Genomic DNA, 21,717 nt, shown 5'->3' on the forward strand with positions numbered 1-21,717 from the left:
ATCATACCATGTTGTTGTTTTGATGTCAACAACTTTTTTAAAAGTTGTTTTTGATCAAGTTACTCGATCAAGTCGATATCTTTAACAGCAACCTATATATCATATCACGCTGTTACATTAGTGTCAACAGCTTTTTGAAAAAGTATTTGCTTTTTCAATACCGGCGGCCGGAGTCGAACCGGCACGCCCTAACGGGCACTGGATTTTGAGTCCAGCGCGTCTACCAATTCCGCCACGCCGGCCTGTTAAGTCTATTTAACTGTCAGACAAGGCGGTAACCGGATTTGAACCGGTGATGAAGGTTTTGCAGACCTCTGCCTTACCACTTGGCTATACCGCCATACAATTTATTCATTTGGTATGAAACTGGGCTACCAGGATTCGAACCTGGGGAATGACGGGATCAAAACCCGCTGCCTTACCGCTTGGCTATAGCCCAAAAATCAAAGGGCGACTGATGGGGATCGAACCCACGAATGCCGAGACCACAACCCGGTGCGTTAACCACTTCGCCACAATCGCCATAATATTTAATTGAACCACAGGGGTAGTAGGAATCGAACCCACATTGATGGTTTTGGAGACCATAGTTCTACCGTTAAACTATACCCCTAAAAATGGAGGGAGTAGGATTCGAACCTACGAACCCGAAGGAGCGGATTTACAGTCCGCCGCGTTTAGCCACTTCGCTATCCCTCCAATGGCGCAGGACAGAGTCGAACTGCCGACACACGGAGCTTCAATCCGTTGCTCTACCAACTGAGCTACTGCGCCTTGGAAAATGTTACTACGGTCCCGACGGGATTCGAACCCGCGATCTCCTGCGTGACAGGCAGGCGTGATAACCGCTACACTACGGGACCATATAATTATTCAATTTTGAATTGCGGGGACAGGACTCGAACCTGCGACCTCCGGGTTATGAGCCCGACGAGCTGCCAACTGCTCTACCCCGCGATCATTTAAAAGGAGGATGTGGGATTCGAACCCACGCGCGTTTTTACACACCTGACGGTTTTCAAGACCGTTCCCTTAAGCCGGACTTGGGTAATCCTCCAGTAATTCTATGATAGCAGTCTCCTGCTAATGACCCCTACGGGATTCGAACCCGTGTTACCGCCGTGAAAGGGCGGTGTCTTAACCGCTTGACCAAGGGGCCGGTTAAGTGACTTTATTAATATGAAACAATGGGCCTAAGTGGACTCGAACCACCGACCTCACGCTTATCAGGCGTGCGCTCTAACCAGCTGAGCTATAGGCCCCAAACAAAAAGCGGGTGACGAGAATCGAACTCGCGACGACAGCTTGGAAGGCTGTGGTTTTACCACTAAACTACACCCGCATAATGTTGAACGGTCCCGACGGGATTCGAACCCGCGATCTCCTGCGTGACAGGCAGGCGTGATAACCGCTACACTACGGGACCAAGTTAATTTTGTTTGAATTGCGGGGACAGGACTCGAACCTGTGACCTCCGGGTTATGAGCCCGACGAGCTGCCAACTGCTCTACCCCGCGATAATATAGAACGATTGAAAATGGACCTTGCAGGATTCGAACCTGCGACCGGACGGTTATGAGCCGTCTGCTCTAACCAACTGAGCTAAAGGTCCCATTTTCTGAAAAACAATGATAGCGGCGGAGGGAGTCGAACCCACGACCTCACGGGTATGAACCGTACGCTCTAGCCAGCTGAGCTACACCGCCATTATAAAATGGCTCTTTTAGAAAAATCGGGAAGACAGGATTCGAACCTGCGACCCCTTGGTCCCAAACCAAGTGCTCTACCAAGCTGAGCTACTTCCCGTACTTTCTTTTTCCTTTTCGGAAATGCACCCTAGAGGAGTCGAACCTCTAACCGCCTGATTCGTAGTCAGGTACTCTATCCAATTGAGCTAAGGGTGCAAGTATTTCAAATGCCGAGGGCCGGAATCGAACCGGCACGGTGAAAACTCACCGCAGGATTTTAAGTCCTGTGCGTCTACCAGTTCCGCCACCCCGGCAATTACTGTTAAGACTAAGTAAATATTCATTCGCTTTATCTATAACCAAGCGAAAGACGGGATTCGAACCCGCGACCCCCACCTTGGCAAGGTGATGTTCTACCACTGAACTACTTTCGCTGAAATGCCGGCTAAAGGATTTGAACCCTCGACCTACTGATTACAAATCAGTTGCTCTACCAACTGAGCTAAGCCGGCTTAATTTTTAAAATGAACTATGCGGATGGAGGGACTTGAACCCCCACGCCGTGAAGCGCTAGATCCTAAATCTAGTGCGTCTGCCAATTCCGCCACATCCGCGCTGTTCTATTTAACTTGCACATCACTGCGCAATGAGCCGTGCAGGGTTCGAACCTGCGACCCTCTGATTAAAAGTCAGATGCTCTACCGACTGAGCTAACGGCTCTGAAAAAATTATGGAGGTTAACGGGCTCGAACCGCTGACCCTCTGCTTGTAAGGCAGATGCTCTCCCAACTGAGCTAAACCTCCAATAATACAATCAAACGATTGCTGCATAACGATGTCCTGCTTTCACAAGGGAAAACCCCTCACTATCCTCGGCGCTGAGAAGCTTAACTTCTGTGTTCGAAATGGAAACAGGTGGGTCCTTCTCGCCATAACCGCTATACAGTTTTCGTGTTGGCACTAAAAGAAATAATCAATTAGCAGCAACTCTTATATAATACAATGGGATTATATCTTTGTCAATCATTTTATTGAAAAAAATAAAAGAAAAATGCCGGAACACGTTTTCCGACATTTCCTTTTTATTTGAAAAACTCCTAGATAAAGCTTATTTATCCCATTTTTGATTGATAAAATCGACTCTTCCTGAACCTTTACTATATCTCTTATAATGAGCTGATTCTTTTTTATAGAAATCTTGGTGATAGTCTTCCGCTTCATAAAACGGATGAGCTGGTTCAATCGTCGTTACGATAGGACGATCAAATCGCCCACTTTCATTTAATGCTTTTTTTGAAGCTTCTGCCGTTTCTCTTTGTTCATCATTGTTATAGAATATAACGGGTCTGTAAGAATCTCCACGGTCAGCAAATTGTCCACCCGCATCTGTAGGGTCGGTTTGTTGCCAGTAAATCTCTACTAACTCTTCATATGAAATCTTTGAAGGATCATAAGTGATTTCAACAGCTTCGGTATGACCTGTCGTTCCTGAAGTCACTTGTCTGTAAGTCGGATTCTCTACCGTTCCGCCAGTATATCCTGAAGTTACTTTTTCTATTCCTGGCAAACTATCGAATGGTTTTACCATACACCAGAAACAGCCTCCTGCAAATATTGCCGTTTCAAAATTTTTCTCAGACATAATTTCCCTCCTAATTGATTGGGTACAACTCATTATATCATCAATCCAATTGACTCTTTAATCGAAACAACCTATAAAAGTTTTATCTGATCTCTGTTAGGCCACCCATATAAGGAACAAGGACTTCCGGTATCTTAACTGAACCGTCTTCTTGCTGGTAATTTTCCAGAATAGCTGCAACGGTTCTCCCAATAGCTAGCCCTGAACCATTTAATGTATGAACGAAATCGATTTTGCCGTCTTCTTCTTTTCTATAACGGATTTTAGCTCTTCTAGCCTGGAAAGCTTCCGTGTTTGAACAAGAACTAATTTCTCTAAAAGTGTCTTGTGCTGGAATCCAGACTTCAAGGTCATATGTTTTAGCTGCAGCAAACCCTGTATCCCCTGTAGAGAGCAGTACCACTCTATATGGAAGATTCAGCTTCTGAAGAATCGCTTCAGCATTCGCCGTCATTTTCTCTAACTCTTCATAAGAATCTTCTGGTTTTGCAAATTTGATCATTTCAACTTTATTGAATTGGTGTAATCTGATTAAACCTCTAGTGTCTCTTCCTGCACTCCCTGCTTCAGAACGGAATGATGGAGATAAAGCCGTGAAATATTTTGGTAGATCTGACTCTTCTAGAATTTCATCTCTATAATAGTTTGTCAGTGGTACTTCAGCTGTCGGAATTAGTGTTAAAACGGTATCTTTAATTTGGAAGACATCTTCTTTGAATTTCGGGAACTGACCGGTTCCATAGAGAGATTCTTCGTTCACCAGGTATGGTGGAATCATTTCATAGTAGCCGTGTTCTTCAGTGTGTACATCTAACATAAAGTTATAAAGTGCTCTTTCTAACCTCGCTCCTAGGCCTTTGTAATATAAGAAACGACTTTTAGCAACTTTAGCGCCTCTTTCAAAATCTAAGATGTCCAGATCTGTTCCAATTTCCCAGTGTGGTTTCATCTCAAACACAGGTGCTTCATTGATTTCTCCCCAACGACGGATCTCCTGATTCGACTCTTCGTCAGCTCCTACTGGTAAAGATTCATGTGGCAAGTTTGGTAAGCCAGCAGCAATGCCGTGAAATTGTATTTCGATTTCTTCTAGATCTTTGTCAATCTGTTTAATTTCAGCGCCCACTTTTTGCATAGAAGCAATGGCGTCATCTGCATTTTCTTTGTTTCTTTTTTTATTGGCAATTTCGTCAGATACATCGTTTCTAGTTTTCTTCAACTGTTCAGATTTTTGGATATAGTCTCTTCTTTTCTCATCCAACTCTTTAAGTTGCATCAACTCCTGTGGGTCTACACCGCGCGTTTCTAATTTCTGCTTGATTTCATCAAATTGTGTTCGGATTAACTTTATATCTAACATTCTATTCCCTCTTTTCTATTTATTGTTGAGCAGGTAAAAAAACAGTCTTCACCCCTTCAATTATGAAGGGACGAAAGACTGCTTCTCGCGGTTCCACCCTGATTCAGAAGGAACGCCTTCTGCTCTCTAAGAGTTTTAACGGGCTCTACCGAAATGATTTAAGCAAAACAAGTCCTGCGTCACCATTTACTCGTGCAATGGATTCAGATTACGAAGTATCAGTTCACACCACCCACTGACTCTCTTGACCTTCGCTTCACTTACTAGTTCACACTCTAACGTTCAATTTTATTATGCATTTATTTTACTTCACTTATCCTATTAAATCAATACGTTTATTTTATCCCTTAAAAGCGATTCATTATGCTACTGAAGAAGTCCCCGAACCATGTTCCGAGCACCGAAAAGAACCCTGCGCGGTCCACCGCTTCTGAAGTAACGACAGAAATCGATTTGTGTTCGCTCCCATTAAGGTAGCCTAAATCGTCTCCTTCAAAAGAAAAGGTTAGCGTACCCACATTTTGTCCTTTTTCTACAGGCGCTTCTAGCGTTCCATCTTGACTTAGCGCTTCTTCATCAGGTGTAAATGTCCATTTGACATCTTCTTGTGAAATACCTTCTGGCAATAAGTAGTCCACTGACTCTGATGTCATGAGTTCCACTTGGTCTTCTTGACCATTTCGGATCATTAAAGGTTCTACGTCTTCAAGAACGGTATTCTCTTCCATAATCGTAGCTGAGTCCCAGCCTCCAAATCCGTAATTCATCAATTTATCTGTTTCATCAAAACGCTGAGCACGATTCGTTACGCCATCTCCTGCACCCATAACCACTGTAATGATTCTTCGGCCATCTTCTACGGCTGTACCTGTAAATGTAGCTCCAGCGAATGGTGTTGTACCTGTTTTCAGTCCATCTACGTTTGGTCTTTCATGGATCAAACCTTCCAGCATCCAGTTCCAGTTCTTCATCTGGATAGCGTCACTTGTGCCTTCTCTAAACACCATACTCGGGATACTAGAGGTTTTCAGTACATCCGGATAGTCTCTTAATAGATGAGAGGCAACAGTAGCAATTCCTCTTGCAGACATAATGTTTTCATTTTCCGCTGTACTTCCAGGATAAATGTTGTCACCTAAAGAAGCGTTACTTAGCCCTGTTGTATTATATAGTTCAAACTCTGTTATGCCCCAAGACTCAACAAGTTCACGCATACGGTCAACAAGTTCCGGTTCAGATCCTGCAATTTCTTCTGCAATTGCAATCGTTGCACCATTAGCAGAATAGATCGCCAATGCTTGATACAGTTCTTCAATGGTATACGTTTCTCCTTGTCTTAAGGGAACATTGGACAATTCATAATTTTGGCTGATTTGATGAGCATACTCACTGATTGTCGTTTCTGTGCTCCAGTCAAGGTTTCCAGATTCAATCTCTTGGAATAATAAGTACTCTACTAGCATTTTGGTCATTGAGGCGATACCTCTTTGACTATCTGCATTCTGATTCAATAAGATTTGGTTTGTATCGAAATCAACTACTAATGCTGCTTCTGCTTCAATTTCTGGCGCTTGAGGCGCTGCTTGAACAACTTGCTCTGCATTCAATGCGATAGGTGCGACTATACTAGCGGTAATTCCTGAAATGATCATACTTTTAAGATGTTTTTTGAATAGTTTCATAAATAAATACGTTCTCCTAAATGATGTGATGTACATCGAGTTTTTTCGGTTGAATTTTTCTGGTCGGCTTGATGCTAATTGTTCTTCAATTTCAACCTTCTTCATGTTACTCTCTCACTTATAAAAAAACAACTACTTTTCCAGTATCTTCATAAAATAGACATGACTATGTCCGTCTATTTTCACTTAGCCTCGTTTTCTAATTGATTACCATTTGAAAAAGCACCTATCTTGGATAATAGATGCTTTTCAAACAGGCTATTCTTCTTGGGTTAAGGGTAGTTGGATATCAAAGCTCGTCCATTTTTTGCTAGACTGTGCTGTGATGGTCCCTCCGTGTAACTCTATAATGCTTTGAGCAATTGCAAGCCCGAGTCCTGTCCCTGCTGTTTCCTGAGATCTCGATGTCTCTGCTCGGTAGAAGCGTTCAAATATTTGGTCGATGGCTTCTTTAGGTAACGGCTCTCCATCATTTTTAACAGAAATCACAACTTTTTCGCCCATTCTATTGATTTCTATTTCAATCGTATTGCCGCCTTTCCCATACTTCAATGCATTGGAAATCAAATTATTGAATACTCTGACAAGTTTCTCTGTATCAGCAGTCATCATAATCCGGTCAACATTTGACGAGACAACGATTTCCATTTGATGGCTCTTGGCTTCTAGTTCAAAATCAATTGATAACTGCTCAATCAACTGAACCATATCAAAAGTGACCAATTGAAGCGGCGTAGTCGTCTGTCTAACTTTTGTATATTCAAACAAATCATCTACCAGCACTTTCATCTGCTTAGCTTTTTTATAGGCTGTGTGTACATATTTTTGAAGGTCTTCTGTAGAATGAAATCGTCCTTCCTCTATCAACCCTAAGTATCCAATGATTGAAGTCAATGGGGTTCGGATATCATGACTGACATTAGTGATCAGTTCATCTTTGGACTGTTCTATCCTACGCTCTTCTTCCATCGCTTCTACGGTTGAATCCACTAATACGTGAATACTATCGACTACTTTATCGAAACCACCACTATAGTTCCCTCTAATTCTATGCGTATAATTCCCTTGAGCAATGAAATGTAGTTCATCAATAATGTGTCGCAACTCATACTGCCGGTATCTTCTCTTGAGTCTCCAGTAAATGGCGCCCATTGCGATTAGGATTAATAAAAAGAAGACAAACGGTGTAAGTCCCCAGAAACCTTGTCGATTGTTTTGTCTGTAAATATCTTCTATCAGCCATAAATCATCAAAAAAACTTGGAAAAGCTTCTATGAACCAACCGAGTATCTCATAAGCTGCCAGATAGCAAAGCAAAATAATTCCAGCTGTAACAAACGCTTCGATCAGTAACCGAAATCGTTCTCTCATGGTGAGTTTCATCTATCTACTCCATTCGTTAAATCGGTCGTACGCTTTACTCAAAACTTTGCTTTTCTTCTATTTTGTACCCAACGCCCCAAACCGTTTTGACGACGTTCTCTCCACCAGTAGCTTTTTCAATCTTATCTCTCAAATGACTGACGTGAACCATTACGGTTTTGGCTGGTACAAGACTTTCCTGTTTCCAGACTCTTTCAAAAATTTCATCTGCACTGAATACTCGGTTGGGATTACTTGCAAGCAAGAACAAGATACCAAATTCTAGAGCAGTCAATTGAATCAGTGTTCCATCTACTGTTTCTACTTGATGCTGATCCTTACGAATAATTAATGGTCCAATTTCTAATTCCCCTGCTTCAGATTCTCTATTTGTATACGAACTTCTTCTCATTAAAGATTTGATGCGTGCAACCACTTCTAAAGGATTAAATGGCTTAACGACATAATCATCAGCCCCATTGGCTAACCCTCTAATTTTATCTACATCAGCCGTCTTCGCACTCAACATTAATATCGGTAGTTGAGACGTTTCTCTGATTTCTTTTACAACTTCAAGGCCTGTTTTCTTCGGCATCATAACATCTAGTACAACACAGTCGATTTCTTGATTGTATAATTTATCAAGTGTCTCCTGACCGTCATGTGCTTTCTCTACTTCAAACCCTTCATTTTTCACATAAATTTCTAGTAGGTCACAAATTTCTTTATCATCGTCTGCAATTAACACTTTCATAATTCTGCCCCCTTCAATTTCATTCTAGTTTATTTTATCATGTTCTATTGGGGTAGTTCGTAAACTTTTCCTTAAATCGTTATAGAAATAGAAAAAGCACTCTTCATGATGAAAAGTGCCAAATCTATTCTATGCATCTAGTAAGTTGAAAACTGTTTTCTGTACCAAGATCGGCGCTACGTTGAAACTATATGTTTTTTCTAATCGCTCCGTAAATTTGTGAGAATCTTTCCCAAACGGTCCAATATCTACAACCGGTAACTGCAGTTGCTGCATCTCTTCTAATGGTAAAGAGTACTTCACTCCAAAACCTGGCATATTTAGTTTCAATGCGTCCACGGCATCGGCCTCTCTTGGGGCAGCCGCATAACTCAAATCTGATATATACGGAAAGAATTTTTTGTAAACAAGCTGATACTCTGTTTCTGTTGTATCAACGGCTTCTTTGACCGCTTCGAGTAAAGCTTTTTCTTGATTTGTTTTTCCTTCCACGTAAATATGCGGATAGTAAGGTGGCGTAAAGTAAATTAGAATAACAGGTTCCTGATTCGTCCACATCGTCTGCAACCATTCTACTTCTTTTAGTGCATAGTCTCGGTCATCGATCGAGTCATCAATCAGCCATTTCTGCCGAGCGGCTTCAAACTGCTCATCCAGTTCAGCCCCTTTTTCTTCTTGTACAGCCACGTACAATTCACTGTAAGTCATGACTTTTGTTTTATAAGGAAGCTCCTCGAATTCACGGTTCGTCATCTGACTGTATGCTTCATACTGATTATTTACATCTTTTAAAACAGCATCAAAGGCCTCAACCGCTACTCCTCGCATTTTTTCCAGAACCATATCCGGAGTCGAATAATGAGTAGCGAAATTGTAGAAAGCATGTGCCGTCTTAGCTGTCTGTACAGAGTATTCCGGCTTCAGATCTTGTTGTTTTAGACTCATCGGCGGTAATGTTACTTCTCCTTCAACGATATCACAAAGATCTGTATTCAAGTTAATTTTTCTCGTCAGCTCTGCAACGATCTGATTAGGGTCTAGCCCCTTAAAAGCTTCCCCCACATGGGTTTCTTTACCAACAACATAAAAAGATGGCATCAATTTCCCAACTGTCCCTACATACACATATTTGTTCTGGTCACCTGGATACTCGGATGTCATGTAATCTGTATTGATCAAAGCTGTATAATCAAATCCATTTTCTTCCCGAAGTTTGACGAGCTCTGGAACACAAGAACGCATCCCGACAGAATTCGCTTCCTCATCACAAACTGCACAATAGATGATTGTCCCTGAGAAATTTTCAAGATCTTTTTCAATTTCTTCCATCAAATGCATAATAATGGCATTTCCAGCTTTCATGTCGAAGATCCCTCGACCAAATAGGTAGTCTCCTGAATCTAGATCGATTTGCACCTCTTTTGGAAGTTGATCTTTTCTTTCGCGAAGTTTTTCTGTGATTTCATAAGGAAGATGCGCAAAATCCCTTAAGTCTCCATAATCAGAAATCCCTACTGTATCTGTGTGCCCAATCAAAATGACCGTTTTTTTGTTCTGTGGATCTTTTTTCCCGCGTAGTATAGAAATCAGACTTTTTCTCCCCCAGGGATCATTTGGTGCCTGTATCGTCATTAAATCTTCTGGGTTTTGTTTGAAGTAATCTAATTCCTTGAAAAAGTGAGTGACCTTTTCTGTTACAAGTTGCTCCTCAATGGTTTCTGTAACACTTCTTTGTCTTGTCAGCATAACTGTGATTTCTTCAATACGTTCAGGACTTATTGTTATATTCATGCTCGTTTCCTCCATATAAACATCTGTAAATCTTTTTTACTATATCCTCTAATGTTTATGATTCATATTTGATGGTTTCTAAATCAAAGTGGTAGACGTATCCATCTAGTGAAAGTTTTTCCTCATCCGTTACCTTCTGGTAAAACATTGTTGGTTTTAAATGAAATGAGGCTACTTTTTCTTGTTCACCTTTCATCGTCTCAGAAAATACTGTGACTGTTTGATGATCGGTTTGCATCATTTTATACAACAAAGCTGCTTCAGACATTTTCTTCGGTTTAGCAAATCCTAATGTCAAAATTGATTTCAACAATGCTTTCCAATTGAATTCGGGTGTACGATAAGCCTCAACGGATTTGATTTTCTTATTGAGTTCTTTCATTTTATTCACCTCTATCTATTCTAAAAAATCGTGTTTCTTCATTATATAGCTAGTTTCCAATCAATGCTGATGTGGATGACTTTCCAGAAAAAGCAAATAGTCAATCAACTGAGCTTTTCTCTCGTTGAAATCCTTTTGAGAAATCCCTCTGTTTTTACGCAGCGCCTGTTCAAGGGCAGGACTATTTGTATCAATATGACCGCTGCTTTCATCTATAAAACAATAGACTCTCTGTCCACTTTGATATGCTTTGTGAATTGGACTAGAATGGACATGTTTAAAGTACGATTCACTTTTTTTATTTTTAACGATTTTATAAAAATGATATTCTTTAAATTTCTCCAACTCTTCTTGTGTATGGTAAAACTGCTTATTTAAAATCTGACGATCATTCATATTCTTATAACTTTCCGGTAGTTCCGCTACTGATTGTTCTTCAACGTCTACTAAATCAGTTAAATAATCCACTGTACGAAGTTGTTTGTTTTGTACCAGCACTTCATCTTCCAACCTAGCGATGACTGCGTCTATTTCTTCTTGTTTAACGTCATTTTCATCCATTGAAATTGTCAATCCATCTCCCAAGTAAATGTCGTTAATTGTATCCTGATTTCTATGCAAGGTAAAATGGTCAGGTACTTTGTCTACTCCACCTGAAACAAAAGGATTACACCTAATGATTCTGGCAATAGCCATAGCACTTCCCTTGACTGCTCCATGCATGTCTATGGCCTGTACAGCGTAATTAGAACAAGTTGGATAATATCGACAAGTAGCAGGAAATAATGGAGAAATCAACTTTTGATATCCCTTCACAAACCCTATGGAGACTTTCTTCAACACCCATTCCTCCTTGGCTCTCAATTGAATCTATTATACCAAACCATTAAAAAAAGAGAAGAGCCTCTAGCGGCTCTTCTCTCTTCTACAATCTTATTTTATTTCAAATAAATCGTCTACGGTTCTCGTAACGTAACGAGCACCTTTGATTGAATCAAACAACTTGATTCCGTCTTTCTCAAAAAGCTCCTGAGAAACGATTGTTTCCATAGCAGATTCCACGGTTTCGACATCCAAATTAAGTGCCGGCTTATTGATTCCAATTGTTTTATTCTTTCCTTCGCCTGTTTCAAAGCGTAATTCTAGTTTTGTTGCCATAAAGCATTCCTCCTAATAGTTTGTTTGTATATAAGGGATAGATAATAGGGTGTTCTTGTCAATTTCTAAAATGAATAACGATACTGTTCGACGACCATACCGTGTGCTGCTGGTAATTCACTGACCGTGTCGATTGCATTGATAAATTCTGTGATTTGTTCATCCGTAGGTGCTTGAACGACTCCATTGAAACTTTGACGAACTAATCGGTCATTTTCCAGATCCTCCAGATAGATATCTACTTTGCTGTCTGCCCATTCCTTTTGCATGAAAATTCCTCCTTGTAATAGTAGTGATTCGTTTCGTATTCGAATCGGTTAAGCGATGTTTGTAAGTTGTGATCACGTCTTACACTCTTAATAACGATATAGACCTTAAAAGTGTTACCCTGAAATCAAAAAAAGTATCTGCTCTATTTGAACAGATACCATAATCAGCTAACACCTATTGTTGACGGCACGCTTCATAGCATTCACATGTTGTTAAATGATCATTGACCATCCCTACTGCCTGCATGTAGGCGTAACATATCGTTGGACCTACAAATTTGAATCCATCTTTTTTAAGCTGCTTGCTCATTCGAACGCTTTCCTCAGAAAAAGCTGGTACATCGTCTTGGTTCACCCAGTGATTTTGAATTTGTTTTCCATCAACAAATTGCCAAATATACTCTGAGAAAGACTGACCGCTCTCTTGAATAGTCAAATAAGCTGCAGCATTTGACTGCACACTTCTAATTTTCAATCGATTTCGAATAATCTCTTTATTGAGCATCAATTCGTGGATCGTTTCTTCATCGAACGCGACAATTTTTTCAGGATCAAACCCTTTAAAAGCCTTACGATACCCTTCTCTTCTTTGGAGGATCGTCCACCAACTCAGTCCGGCTTGTGCACCTTCTAAACAAAGCATTTCAAATAATCTCTGGTCATCGTAAAGCGGTTTTCCCCATTCTTTATCGTGATAGGCAATATAGAGTGGTTCACTAGTGACCCATTCACACCTTTGTGTCATCCCTTCTCCTCCTATATAGATTCGTTTTCTGTTAAGCGTAGTTCCCATGTCTCCGAAACAAGATTTTCTCCAAATTCTGTATTGATTTCTTCGCTAATGACTTCAAATCCAGCTTTTCGGTAAACATGTCTAGCCGAACCTAACATTTGCATTGTCCATAATAAAACCTTCTCATATCCAGCTTCTCTGGAAAACTGAACCACTTCATCTACTAGTCTTTTGGCCAGTCCAAGTCCACGTGCTTCTGGTTCAACAAATAGTAGCCTTAACTTGGCAGTCTGCTTGCCCGCATTCACTACAAATACACAGCCCAGCATTTTTCCGTCTCGTTCAGCAATAAAACATCGCTCTTTATCTGGATCATATGTTTTCAAAAACTGAGCGGAGATCTCTCCAATCATACTTTCAAAAGGCTGCCCCCAACCATAATCCAACGCTACGGTCATCGCGTGACGGTAAGTGATCCACCCCATATCTCCTAATTGATGTGTCCGTATAGTGTAAGCCTGTGCTGACATGTATTCTCCTTCTTTCTTACCATTGTGAGTCCTATTCTTCATCACTACTGTGCGATTGTCAACTTTTCTTTAGAATACTACTCAATCATTTCAATACTGTTCAAAAATGTTTTAAATTATAACCACTCAACAATCAATTCCTGAAATAGCTATCAGAAAACCTTTATTTTTCTGTCATTTTTTCTGTAATAATTTTAACATTGTACACAAACACTTAACAAGCTTTCAAGCAGGAATAAATACGCATACATAACTGATTATTTTAAGTTTCTTGATGAAAACAGCTTAACAGCAACCTAAAACGTTTGTTATTTAAATTGTTCAATTTCTCGAATTCGTATTATTTTCGCGATACTTATCGCGTGATTTTGGTAAAAGCTTACGTTACACTGATATTACATTCGCAATAGAACGCGGCTAATTCTAATCATATTATTAGAAAGCTTTTGTATCAGTGTAGTGAAACGTTAACATTTGTTAGATGCTATGTGAAACAGTCTAGATTGTTTTACACGCTCACTTTCGTTTGTTACGATTATACAGGTGCGAAAAGAGGTCATGTTTCAACGTTATGTAAACAATACCTTGATTCCTATTAGAAGCTGCGAGCAATAAGATTATTAAATCAAGAAAGAACCATATCATAAGAGGAGGTACTAATTTCTTGAATACAAAAGTAGAAATCCAAAATTTAATTAAAATTTTTGGTAAAAAAGAACAACAAGCTCTTGAACTTGTTCATCAAGGAAAAGGTAAGGATGAAATCCTGAAAAAAACCGGAGCGACTGTCGGAGTAAATCAGGCAAGCTTTGAAATTAAAGAAGGCGAAATTTTCGTTATCATGGGACTTTCTGGTAGTGGTAAATCTACCCTAGTCCGTATGTTAAATCGTTTAATCGAGCCAACAGCTGGAAATATTCTGATTGATGGTGAGTATATTTCTAAGATGGATAAAAAAGAACTGCGAGAAGTCAGACGTAAAAAAGTTTCAATGGTATTCCAAAACTTTGGTCTATTTCCACATCGTACGATTCTTGAAAACACTGAATACGGCTTAGAAGTACAAGGTGTTGATAAAGAAGAGCGCCAGGCTAAAGCTGAAAAAGCTCTAGACAACGCTGGACTTCTTCCATATAAAGACCAACTACCAAACCAGTTATCTGGTGGTATGCAACAACGTGTCGGTTTAGCTCGTGCACTAGCTAATGATCCTGAAATTCTATTAATGGATGAGGCTTTCTCTGCATTGGATCCACTAATCCGTCGTGATATGCAAGATGAGTTACTTGAAATGCAAGAATCTATGCACAAAACCATTATCTTCATTACCCACGATTTGAACGAATCATTACGTATCGGCGACCGTATCGCAATTATGAAAGACGGAGAAGTTGTACAAGTCGGTACAGGTGAAGAAATTCTAACAAATCCTGCAAATGATTATGTTGAACGTTTCGTAGAAGATGTTGACCGTTCTAAAGTCTTAACGGCTGAGAATATTATGGTTCGTCCACAAACCGTTCGTTTAGGACAAAGTGGACCACGTGTTGCGTTAAACCGTATGAAGACAGAAAGCCTATCTAGTTTACTAGTTGTTGGTGAAAATCAAAAATTATTAGGATACGTTGTCGCTGACGACGCTGCTCGACTAGTTAAGGAAAACATCAACTCATTAGAATCAATTATTCGTACAGATATTCCTAAAGTATCTAAAGACACATTGATTCATGAATTGTACGATGTGATTCACGAAGCACAGACACCTGTGGCAGTTGTTGACAACAACGACCGATTATACGGAATCGTTGTTCGTGGACTTGTTATTGGTGCGCTTGCTAAAGAACGCGAGGAGGTAACAATTGATGGAGAATAGTATTTTAGACAACATCCCTCGTCTTCCAGTATCAGATTGGATTTCGAGCGTCATTGACTGGTTAACAATCAATCTATCTTGGCTTTTCGGAGCGATTCAAGATGGCGGTTCAGATTTCATGAACTTTGTAACTGAAATGTTGCTTTTGATTCCACCAATCGTATTTATTCTGATTATGGTCGCTTTAGCTTACTTGGCTACTAGAAAATTCGGGCTACCCATCTTTACGCTCATTGGTTTGATGTATATTCAAAACCAAGGACTATGGGAACCATTGATGTATACATTCACACTAGTGATTGTAGCGAGTTTAGTATCTATCCTGATTGGTGTTCCAGCAGGTATCTTGATGGCTAAAAGTAAAATTGCGAATGTCATTTTAAGCCCAATATTGGACTTTATGCAGACAATGCCAGCCTTCGTTTATTTAATTCCAGCAGTAGCATTTTTCGGAATCGGTATGGTTCCAGGTGTGTTCTCGGCTGTCATCTTCGCCTTACCACCAACTGTCCGTTTCACGAACTTAGGTATTCGTCAGGTTTCTGATGAAATGGTCGAAGCTGCTGAATCATTTGGTAGTACAGGTTCTCAACGTTTATTTAAAGTTGAATTACCTCTAGCGAAAGCAACCATGATGGCGGGGATTAACCAGACTGTCCTTCTAGCACTATCTATGGTGGTTATTGCCTCTATGATTGGAGCTCCAGGATTAGGTGAACGTGTTATCAACGCATTGCAACGTGCTCAAGTTGGACCAGGATTTGTTTCCGGACTAGCACTTGTGGTCTTGGCCATCATCTTAGACAGGATCATGCAAGGATTTAACACGAAGAAATAATTTAAGTACTAGAAATAGAGTAGCTTGATACGATCTACTCTATTTTTTTACAATCGTATCACCCATACACTTGTTATTCTTCATCTTGTATATAAACAAGATGACTAAAAAAGAAGGAGAGATTTATTTTGACATCAACATGGAAAAAATTAGGACTTACAGCAGCATCTGCCTCAGCACTATTTTTGGCGGCTTGTGGAAATGGCGACTCAGCAGATAGTGGGTCTGAATCTAAAGAAATTACTTTAGCTTATGTTAACTGGGATTCTGAAGTAGCTTCGACTCACGTGGTCGGAGAAGTATTCAAAGATCTTGGTTACTCAACAACTTTAACACCTCTTGATAACGCGATTATGTGGGAAGCTGTTGCTAATGATGAAGCTGATGCAATGGTAGCAGGTTGGTTACCAAATACTCATGCTTCTCAATTTGAACAATACGGCGAACAACTAGATCATCTAGGAACAAACCTTGAAGGTGCCAAAGTTGGACTCGTAGTTCCTAATTACATGGATGCTTCATCGATTGCTGATTTAACAGATCAAGCAGATCAAACCATTACAGGTATTGAAGCTGGCGCTGGTGTTATGACTGCAACTGAAACTGCATTAGACACTTATGAAAACCTATCTGACTGGACTCTACAACCTTCTTCTTCTGGTGCAATGGTCACTACATTGGGACAAGCTTATCAAAATGAAGAAGACTTTATTGTAACTGGATGGTCTCCTCACTGGAAATTCCAGACTTATGATCTTAAGTATCTTGATGATCCTGAAGGCGTCTTTGGAGATGCAGAGACAATCGATACTTTCGCCCGTGAAGGATTAGCAGAGGACATGCCTGAAGCACACGAAGTTCTTGAAAACTTTAACTGGACTGTTGAAGACATGGAAGCTGTTATGTTAGAAATTTCTGAAGGCGTAGATCCTGAAGAAGCTGCTCGTAACTGGGTAGATGCAAATCAAGATACAGTTGATGAATGGACTGCTGGTGTTTCTGAAGAGTAGTCACTCTTTCGTTATTCCATCGACTCTATTCAAAAGGACAGACATGCTCTTATGAGCACGCCTGTCCTTTTTTGTTTATTTTTAAATGTCTACTCTTCTATCAGGATCAATTCTATTCCATATGATATCCGTTTCCATAGTCTCTAAATCAACTATCTGAGTACATTGATAGGTTTTGTACCATGTTTTGATGTTGGGCGTCATGCTATTGATGAACTTGTCATAGATAGCCCCTTTAGGCGTTTGCCACGCTTCTGGAAAAGAAAGGTTGATGACTGCCTTTTCTTGTTGCTTAACGACATTATACTTCCCGCTAAGTGTTCCAGCTTCTCCAGATGGCTGAATTTCAAATGCACCGAATTGAGGCATTGCTTCTTTGATTTCTACATGGTTCGGAAACGGTGGGTCAAAAACTACTTGCACCGGTTCAGAATCATGCTTGATCGTCATCTTTTTTAAATGATATAAGCCATTTACTAAATGATATTCATAGAGATGCGTCTCATCCTCTGCAATACCAGCTTCGTCGATTTCTATTTCTTTCAGTGTGTAACGACCTTTCTGATTGAAATTCGTAATCACTGCATTTAAAGAAAATTCCACATAGTATCTCGTTTGAAAGTCTTTAGGGAAAGCAAAAGTATCCAGTGTTTTTTCGATATTATTAATAGATAGAAAAATCTCCGTATCTTTTTTTCGAGCAAAATCAAACTCATATAAGAAAAATAATGGCATCGAATGCGGTTGCTCTGTGTGATTCCCAACCGAAGGTAACCAAGTCAATGGTTTCGTATCTTTTTCAATCTGTTCATTGATATAAAGGACAATTCTCCGGTCAAACTTATCCTGAAACACAAAACCAACATTTAATTGTCCTTCATTATAATCAAAGTAAGCTTCATCGAAAATCGTTTTTACTCTTTCTTTCAACCCCTTACCGCCAACTGACAAAGGTTCTTCTTCTTTTGACATCTGAAGATTTACATCTAAATAAGAATCTCTATAGCCATCTGCTCTCCAGGCCAACACTCTGAACCCTTCTCCGTAATGACTACCTTTTAGGTACTGCAATTCGAACGCAACATACTCTTCATCCGGATCTTTATGGAAATGAAACATGGCCATCTTTTTGATTGGTGAAAGTTTAAATCTGAACGGGACATACGCTTTACCTTTTTCCATAGCACTCACCTTTCATCTACATTTCTATCCAAGAACTGGCTAGGGAGAATTCTGCTTGATACTTTTATTATACCTTATTTCATTCTAGACACACGACCGATTCCAACTCATTCACTAATCTTCTTTACTCCAAACAAAAAGTCGTACCGGTAAAGTACGACTTTTAAATGATGCATGTATTAAACTTCAGTTACTTGATAAGCTGTAGCTGAAAGAGACTCTTGTGCGCAGTCTTTCGACAGTTTACCTTGACTTTCAACATAGGCGATCTGCTTTTCAAAGTCAACCGTAACAGCATCCACTATAGCAATCGACTCCAAATTTTTCTGTACATTTCTTGCGCATCCTTCACATTTCATACCTGTTATATTAAGCGTTTGTCTCATCATTTTTTCCTCCTAAGATTGAATTGCTTGGTGATATGGTTTAAACCGTTTTAGTCTTAAAGCATTCAGTAAGACGGATACAGAACTGAAACTCATAGCCACTGCAGCGAGTGCTGGGTTTAGTAATGGACCACCAAATAGATATAATAATCCCATCGCAACTGGGATACCAACTAAGTTATAAGCAAATGCCCAGAAGAGGTTTTGCTTAATATTCTTCAGTGTAGCTTGACTTAAATCCAGTGCAGTGACGACTTCATTCACATCGCTTTTCATTAAGACGATATCTGCAGATTCGACTGCAACATCGGTCCCAGATCCGATTGCCATACCGATTGTAGCTTGTACGAGTGCAGGCGCATCATTAATCCCATCTCCTACCATGGCTACTTTTCTACCTTCTTCTTGAAGTTTTTCAACTTCTTTTACTTTATCTTCCGGCAACACTTCGCTTAGCACTCTATCAATACCCGCTTGCTGAGCAATGGCTTTTGCCGTACGAGTATGATCTCCAGTAATCATCATGACTTGGATCCCTTTATCCTGTAAACTTCGAACCGTTTGTTTACTGTTTTCTTTGAGTGTATCTGCTACTGCAATCACACCTTGTAGTTGACCATCCATAGAAAGGAACATCGGTGTTTTGCCTTCATCAGCCATTTGATCTGCTTTAGACTCAAGCTGACTGATCGTGACGCCTTGTTCATTCATCAGTTTTCGATTACCGAAATATATCGTAGCATTTTCTGAACGTCCTGTGATACCGTGTCCGGCAATTGCTTCAAATGATTCAATTTCAAGTAATTGAACACTCTTTTGCTGAGCTTCTTTTACAATGGCTTCTCCAAGTGCGTGCTCACTTCCTTGCTCCATTGAGGCTGCTAGTTGCAATAAGGATTCTTTGGTTAATCTGCCTTTTTCTGATACGACAATATCTGTTACAATCGGTTCTCCTTGAGTCAAAGTGCCTGTTTTATCAAAAACAACGATATCTATACTATGCATGGTTTCTAGAGCATCTCCACTTTTGATCAATACTCCGTGTTCAGCCCCTTTTCCAGTCCCCACCATAATGGCAGTGGGTGTTGCCAGTCCTAGTGCACATGGACATGCAATAACCAATACAGAAATCAAAATGGTCAATGAGAATAAAGGGGATTGGCCGGCTATCAGCCAGACCAAACCAGACAGGATTGCGAGACCAATGACGATTGGGACAAAATATCCTGTAATCCTATCTGCTAGTTTAGCAATTGGCGCTTTAGATCCTTGTGCTTCTTCTACCAATTGAATGATTTGAGCTAATGTAGTGTCTTTTCCGACTTTTGTTGCTCGGTAATCTACACTCCCATTTTTATTTAAGCTCGCTCCAATCAGTGTATCTCCTACCTGTTTTTCTACGGGTAAACTTTCTCCTGTTAGCATCGATTCATCTACTGTTGTCTGTCCTTTGATGGCTACCCCATCTACTGGAAACTTTTCTCCTGGACGAACTCTTACGATATCCCCTGCTGTAACCTCTTCAACCTTGATTTCTTCTTCTACACCGTTGTGTACAATGCGAGCTGTTTCAGGCGCAAGATCTATCAGTTTTTGAATCGCTTCTGACATTCTACCCTTAGACCGCTCCTCCAGATATTTACCGAGCGTATGGAAAGCGAGTATCACCGCGGATGTTTCATAGTAAAGCATCATTGCAAGATCCGCCCCTTGAAACACAATCGCCACTGTGGCACCTAAACTATAAATAAAAGCTGCTGCGGTTCCTAAAGAAATCAATGAATTCATATTTGGATGACCTTTTCTCAAAGTCTTGAATCCTTGTTTGAAATAAGGTATACCACTCCACATAACCGGTAGAGTGAGTACGAGTTGCACCAATGTAAAGATTACGGGATGCATCATAGGATTAAGAGGTTCCGGCAACCATAAGCCTATCATGTGTCCCATCGAAATATACAGTAACGGGATTGTGAAAACTGCTGATAAGATTGCTCGGTTACGGTAGCGTTGCTCACTAGACTGCTTTTCTTCTACAGGTTCTTTCAAAGTAGAATCGTTCATAGGTTCTTGTTCCAAAATCGCTTCATAGCCTGCTTGATGCACTGCATCTGTTATTTGACGAGTAGAAATCTCAAGTGGATTATAGGTCACCGTCATTTTTTCAGTCGCTAAATTAACCGATGCTTTTTCAGTTCCCTTCAAATGTGCCGTCGTGTTTTCTACAGTAGCTGCACAAGATGCACAGGTCATTCCTTCTATTGAAAACGTCGTTGTTTTAAATTCAGGTAAAACAACTGCGTATCCGGCTACATCGATGTCTTTTTGTAATCTTTTTGGTTCAAATGTTTCATCGGCTACTTTTACTTGAAGTTTTTCAGTCGCTAGATTGACTGTGGCTTGTTCGACACCTGGTACACTCCCAGCTGTTTTTTCTACAGTGGCTGCACAAGATGCACAAGTCATTCCTTCTATTGGATAGGTTCTAGTGTCCACAATGTACCCCTCCTTCCTGCTTGCACTCGCACTGGCCAGGTGTACATTGGCAAGAGACTGTCTCTGGTGCACTTTGTTTTTTCTTATTCAATAGTTGCTCAAGCTGCTCGATATCTTCTAAACTTAAAGTTATTTCTTCTATCATTTGATAAATAATATTTCCTCGTTTTTTTGTACAGACTTGCTGTAGTAAGGCCTGACTGGATTCTTGAAGACTTTCCTGTTCTGTAATGAGCGCAGAGTATTTGAATTTCCGACCTTCCTCTGTCGCTTTCACATGATTCTTTTTAACTAAGCGTCCAATGAGCGTTTTTGTCGTTGCTGCTTTCCAGTTCATTTTTTCTTCTAAGACTGTGCTGATATACTTACTTGTCGCACTGGGATTCGCCCAGATCACTCTCATGACTTCTCTTTCAGAAGTGGTCATTTGATTTTCTTTCATAGGTATTCCTCATTTCTATTTATCGTTTACATTTGTAATCATTACGTTTTTTACAGTTTACAACTGTAAACAATAAATGTCAAGTTGATCTACTCTATTCGTAAAAAAAGACCTGAAGCAGATTTCGCTTCAAGTCTCT

At 40.1% G+C, this 21,717-nt stretch carries 18 protein-coding genes, 25 tRNA genes, 1 rRNA gene and 1 pseudogene; 3 read left to right on the plus strand and 42 right to left on the minus strand.

Going from position 1 to position 21,717, the window contains the following annotated elements; all coding sequences use genetic code 11:
- Window positions 1–158: 158 nt before the first annotated feature.
- From ACFP65_RS06410 to ACFP65_RS06595, 38 genes and pseudogenes are all read right to left on the minus strand, one after another.
- Window positions 159–242, minus strand: a tRNA-Leu gene (locus tag ACFP65_RS06410).
- A 27-nt stretch (window positions 243–269) separates the two neighbouring features.
- Window positions 270–340, minus strand: a tRNA-Cys gene (locus ACFP65_RS06415).
- A gap of 26 nt (window positions 341–366) precedes the next feature.
- Window positions 367–439: transfer RNA gene (locus ACFP65_RS06420), tRNA-Gln, on the minus strand.
- A 10-nt stretch (window positions 440–449) separates the two neighbouring features.
- Window positions 450–522 (minus strand) — tRNA-His (locus ACFP65_RS06425).
- Between the two features lie 20 nt (window positions 523–542).
- A tRNA-Trp gene (locus tag ACFP65_RS06430) sits at window positions 543–613 on the minus strand.
- A 5-nt stretch (window positions 614–618) separates the two neighbouring features.
- A tRNA-Tyr gene (locus ACFP65_RS06435) sits at window positions 619–699 on the minus strand.
- Between the two features lie 2 nt (window positions 700–701).
- Window positions 702–774 (minus strand) — tRNA-Phe (locus tag ACFP65_RS06440).
- 16 nt (window positions 775–790) lie between these two features.
- Window positions 791–863: transfer RNA gene (locus tag ACFP65_RS06445), tRNA-Asp, on the minus strand.
- A gap of 21 nt (window positions 864–884) precedes the next feature.
- A tRNA-Met gene (locus tag ACFP65_RS06450) sits at window positions 885–957 on the minus strand.
- Between the two features lie 10 nt (window positions 958–967).
- A tRNA-Ser gene (locus tag ACFP65_RS06455) sits at window positions 968–1,057 on the minus strand.
- Between the two features lie 30 nt (window positions 1,058–1,087).
- Window positions 1,088–1,159 (minus strand) — tRNA-Glu (locus ACFP65_RS06460).
- Window positions 1,160–1,188: 29 nt separating this feature from the next.
- Window positions 1,189–1,262, minus strand: a tRNA-Ile gene (locus ACFP65_RS06465).
- A gap of 9 nt (window positions 1,263–1,271) precedes the next feature.
- Window positions 1,272–1,342 (minus strand) — tRNA-Gly (locus tag ACFP65_RS06470).
- An 11-nt stretch (window positions 1,343–1,353) separates the two neighbouring features.
- A tRNA-Asp gene (locus ACFP65_RS06475) sits at window positions 1,354–1,426 on the minus strand.
- Between the two features lie 18 nt (window positions 1,427–1,444).
- Window positions 1,445–1,517, minus strand: a tRNA-Met gene (locus ACFP65_RS06480).
- Window positions 1,518–1,538: 21 nt separating this feature from the next.
- Window positions 1,539–1,612 (minus strand) — tRNA-Ile (locus ACFP65_RS06485).
- Between the two features lie 20 nt (window positions 1,613–1,632).
- Window positions 1,633–1,706: transfer RNA gene (locus ACFP65_RS06490), tRNA-Met, on the minus strand.
- A gap of 26 nt (window positions 1,707–1,732) precedes the next feature.
- Window positions 1,733–1,806 (minus strand) — tRNA-Pro (locus ACFP65_RS06495).
- 24 nt (window positions 1,807–1,830) lie between these two features.
- Window positions 1,831–1,904, minus strand: a tRNA-Arg gene (locus ACFP65_RS06500).
- Window positions 1,905–1,916: 12 nt separating this feature from the next.
- Window positions 1,917–2,002 (minus strand) — tRNA-Leu (locus tag ACFP65_RS06505).
- 48 nt (window positions 2,003–2,050) lie between these two features.
- Window positions 2,051–2,122: transfer RNA gene (locus ACFP65_RS06510), tRNA-Gly, on the minus strand.
- Window positions 2,123–2,127: 5 nt separating this feature from the next.
- Window positions 2,128–2,200 (minus strand) — tRNA-Thr (locus ACFP65_RS06515).
- Window positions 2,201–2,220: 20 nt separating this feature from the next.
- A tRNA-Leu gene (locus ACFP65_RS06520) sits at window positions 2,221–2,302 on the minus strand.
- A 33-nt stretch (window positions 2,303–2,335) separates the two neighbouring features.
- Window positions 2,336–2,408: transfer RNA gene (locus ACFP65_RS06525), tRNA-Lys, on the minus strand.
- A gap of 11 nt (window positions 2,409–2,419) precedes the next feature.
- Window positions 2,420–2,492 (minus strand) — tRNA-Val (locus tag ACFP65_RS06530).
- Between the two features lie 23 nt (window positions 2,493–2,515).
- A 5S ribosomal RNA gene (gene rrf / locus ACFP65_RS06535) occupies window positions 2,516–2,631 on the minus strand.
- Between the two features lie 165 nt (window positions 2,632–2,796).
- Entirely contained in the window at window positions 2,797–3,330 is a 534-nt protein-coding gene (gene msrA, locus ACFP65_RS06540; RefSeq protein WP_379916995.1) for a peptide-methionine (S)-S-oxide reductase MsrA, read from the minus strand.
- A gap of 82 nt (window positions 3,331–3,412) precedes the next feature.
- Complete coding sequence (serS, locus tag ACFP65_RS06545; RefSeq protein WP_379916997.1) at window positions 3,413–4,690, minus strand: serine--tRNA ligase; 1,278 nt, start codon at window positions 4,688–4,690, stop codon at window positions 3,413–3,415.
- 347 nt (window positions 4,691–5,037) lie between these two features.
- Window positions 5,038–6,477 carry a serine hydrolase gene (locus ACFP65_RS06550; protein ID WP_379916999.1) on the minus strand — a complete coding sequence of 480 codons (1,440 nt, stop codon included), beginning with the start codon at window positions 6,475–6,477 and terminating at the stop codon, window positions 5,038–5,040.
- Between the two features lie 153 nt (window positions 6,478–6,630).
- The gene (locus ACFP65_RS06555) at window positions 6,631–7,755 is read right to left on the minus strand and encodes a sensor histidine kinase (RefSeq protein WP_379917001.1); all 1,125 of its coding nucleotides are present in this window, start codon (window positions 7,753–7,755) and stop codon (window positions 6,631–6,633) included.
- Window positions 7,756–7,789: 34 nt separating this feature from the next.
- A complete protein-coding gene (locus tag ACFP65_RS06560) occupies window positions 7,790–8,488 on the minus strand; it encodes a response regulator transcription factor (protein WP_225742718.1) in 699 nt (232 codons plus the stop codon).
- Between the two features lie 129 nt (window positions 8,489–8,617).
- On the minus strand, window positions 8,618–10,279 hold the full coding sequence (locus tag ACFP65_RS06565) for a M20/M25/M40 family metallo-hydrolase (RefSeq protein ID WP_379917003.1): 1,662 nt from the start codon (window positions 10,277–10,279) through the stop codon (window positions 8,618–8,620).
- Between the two features lie 55 nt (window positions 10,280–10,334).
- Window positions 10,335–10,661 carry a hypothetical protein gene (locus ACFP65_RS06570; RefSeq protein WP_379917005.1) on the minus strand — a complete coding sequence of 109 codons (327 nt, stop codon included), beginning with the start codon at window positions 10,659–10,661 and terminating at the stop codon, window positions 10,335–10,337.
- Window positions 10,662–11,270: 609 nt separating this feature from the next.
- Window positions 11,271–11,501: pseudogene (yidD, locus tag ACFP65_RS06575) on the minus strand (membrane protein insertion efficiency factor YidD); the annotation flags it as partial.
- A 93-nt stretch (window positions 11,502–11,594) separates the two neighbouring features.
- Window positions 11,595–11,819 (minus strand): DUF2922 domain-containing protein, encoded by a 225-nt coding sequence (locus tag ACFP65_RS06580; RefSeq protein WP_225742721.1) that lies wholly within the window; start codon window positions 11,817–11,819, stop codon window positions 11,595–11,597.
- A gap of 65 nt (window positions 11,820–11,884) precedes the next feature.
- Window positions 11,885–12,088 (minus strand): hypothetical protein, encoded by a 204-nt coding sequence (locus ACFP65_RS06585; protein ID WP_225742722.1) that lies wholly within the window; start codon window positions 12,086–12,088, stop codon window positions 11,885–11,887.
- A 175-nt stretch (window positions 12,089–12,263) separates the two neighbouring features.
- Window positions 12,264–12,833, minus strand: a complete 570-nt coding sequence (locus tag ACFP65_RS06590) for a DNA-3-methyladenine glycosylase I (RefSeq protein WP_379917007.1) — start codon at window positions 12,831–12,833, stop codon at window positions 12,264–12,266.
- An 11-nt stretch (window positions 12,834–12,844) separates the two neighbouring features.
- Entirely contained in the window at window positions 12,845–13,351 is a 507-nt protein-coding gene (locus ACFP65_RS06595; protein WP_379917009.1) for a GNAT family N-acetyltransferase, read from the minus strand.
- A 664-nt stretch (window positions 13,352–14,015) separates the two neighbouring features.
- Between ACFP65_RS06595 and ACFP65_RS06600 the strand changes: the two genes are divergently transcribed.
- The 3 genes from ACFP65_RS06600 (at window position 14,016) to ACFP65_RS06610 (ending at window position 17,072) form a co-directional block, all read left to right on the plus strand.
- Window positions 14,016–15,224: a quaternary amine ABC transporter ATP-binding protein gene (locus ACFP65_RS06600; protein WP_379917011.1), complete on the plus strand. Its 1,209-nt coding sequence runs from the start codon at window positions 14,016–14,018 to the stop codon at window positions 15,222–15,224.
- Window positions 15,214–16,062, plus strand: coding sequence for an ABC transporter permease (locus ACFP65_RS06605; protein WP_379917013.1), 849 nt, complete (start codon window positions 15,214–15,216; stop codon window positions 16,060–16,062). Before ACFP65_RS06600 ends, ACFP65_RS06605 begins: the two co-directional genes overlap by 11 nt.
- A gap of 128 nt (window positions 16,063–16,190) precedes the next feature.
- Complete coding sequence (locus ACFP65_RS06610) at window positions 16,191–17,072, plus strand: glycine betaine ABC transporter substrate-binding protein (RefSeq protein WP_379917015.1); 882 nt, start codon at window positions 16,191–16,193, stop codon at window positions 17,070–17,072.
- Window positions 17,073–17,153: 81 nt separating this feature from the next.
- Here ACFP65_RS06610 and ACFP65_RS06615 read toward each other — a convergent pair whose 3' ends face one another.
- The 4 genes from ACFP65_RS06615 to ACFP65_RS06630 form a co-directional block, all read right to left on the minus strand.
- Window positions 17,154–18,254, minus strand: a complete 1,101-nt coding sequence (locus ACFP65_RS06615; RefSeq protein WP_379917017.1) for a hypothetical protein — start codon at window positions 18,252–18,254, stop codon at window positions 17,154–17,156.
- A 179-nt stretch (window positions 18,255–18,433) separates the two neighbouring features.
- Entirely contained in the window at window positions 18,434–18,643 is a 210-nt protein-coding gene (locus ACFP65_RS06620) for a heavy-metal-associated domain-containing protein (RefSeq protein WP_379917019.1), read from the minus strand.
- A 9-nt stretch (window positions 18,644–18,652) separates the two neighbouring features.
- A complete protein-coding gene (locus ACFP65_RS06625) occupies window positions 18,653–21,136 on the minus strand; it encodes a heavy metal translocating P-type ATPase (RefSeq protein WP_379917020.1) in 2,484 nt (827 codons plus the stop codon).
- Complete coding sequence (locus ACFP65_RS06630) at window positions 21,126–21,578, minus strand: CopY/TcrY family copper transport repressor (protein WP_379917022.1); 453 nt, start codon at window positions 21,576–21,578, stop codon at window positions 21,126–21,128. Before ACFP65_RS06630 ends, ACFP65_RS06625 begins: the two co-directional genes overlap by 11 nt.
- Window positions 21,579–21,717: the final 139 nt, after the last annotated feature.

This window comes from Marinilactibacillus sp. GCM10026970 (genome assembly GCF_042660675.1).
Taxonomy (GTDB): Bacteria; Bacillota; Bacilli; order Lactobacillales; family Carnobacteriaceae_A; genus Marinilactibacillus.

What these genes read in the sequence shown, in the direction of transcription:
- ACFP65_RS06560 (WP_225742718.1), bottom strand. Translation starts at nt 8,488, where the DNA reads ATGAAAGTGTTAATTGCAGACGATGATAAAGAAATTTGTGACCTACTA.
- ACFP65_RS06615 (WP_379917017.1), bottom strand. Translation starts at nt 18,254, where the DNA reads ATGGAAAAAGGTAAAGCGTATGTCCCGTTCAGATTTAAACTTTCACCA.
- ACFP65_RS06620 (WP_379917019.1), bottom strand. Translation starts at nt 18,643, where the DNA reads ATGATGAGACAAACGCTTAATATAACAGGTATGAAATGTGAAGGATGC.
- ACFP65_RS06580 (WP_225742721.1), bottom strand. Translation starts at nt 11,819, where the DNA reads ATGGCAACAAAACTAGAATTACGCTTTGAAACAGGCGAAGGAAAGAAT.
- ACFP65_RS06550 (WP_379916999.1), bottom strand. Translation starts at nt 6,477, where the DNA reads ATGAAGAAGGTTGAAATTGAAGAACAATTAGCATCAAGCCGACCAGAA.
- ACFP65_RS06595 (WP_379917009.1), bottom strand. Translation starts at nt 13,351, where the DNA reads ATGTCAGCACAGGCTTACACTATACGGACACATCAATTAGGAGATATG.
- ACFP65_RS06565 (WP_379917003.1), bottom strand. Translation starts at nt 10,279, where the DNA reads ATGAATATAACAATAAGTCCTGAACGTATTGAAGAAATCACAGTTATG.
- ACFP65_RS06605 (WP_379917013.1), top strand. Translation starts at nt 15,214, where the DNA reads ATGGAGAATAGTATTTTAGACAACATCCCTCGTCTTCCAGTATCAGAT.
- ACFP65_RS06590 (WP_379917007.1), bottom strand. Translation starts at nt 12,833, where the DNA reads ATGACACAAAGGTGTGAATGGGTCACTAGTGAACCACTCTATATTGCC.
- msrA (WP_379916995.1), bottom strand. Translation starts at nt 3,330, where the DNA reads ATGTCTGAGAAAAATTTTGAAACGGCAATATTTGCAGGAGGCTGTTTC.
- ACFP65_RS06585 (WP_225742722.1), bottom strand. Translation starts at nt 12,088, where the DNA reads ATGCAAAAGGAATGGGCAGACAGCAAAGTAGATATCTATCTGGAGGAT.
- ACFP65_RS06555 (WP_379917001.1), bottom strand. Translation starts at nt 7,755, where the DNA reads ATGAAACTCACCATGAGAGAACGATTTCGGTTACTGATCGAAGCGTTT.
- ACFP65_RS06630 (WP_379917022.1), bottom strand. Translation starts at nt 21,578, where the DNA reads ATGAAAGAAAATCAAATGACCACTTCTGAAAGAGAAGTCATGAGAGTG.
- serS (WP_379916997.1), bottom strand. Translation starts at nt 4,690, where the DNA reads ATGTTAGATATAAAGTTAATCCGAACACAATTTGATGAAATCAAGCAG.
- ACFP65_RS06570 (WP_379917005.1), bottom strand. Translation starts at nt 10,661, where the DNA reads ATGAAAGAACTCAATAAGAAAATCAAATCCGTTGAGGCTTATCGTACA.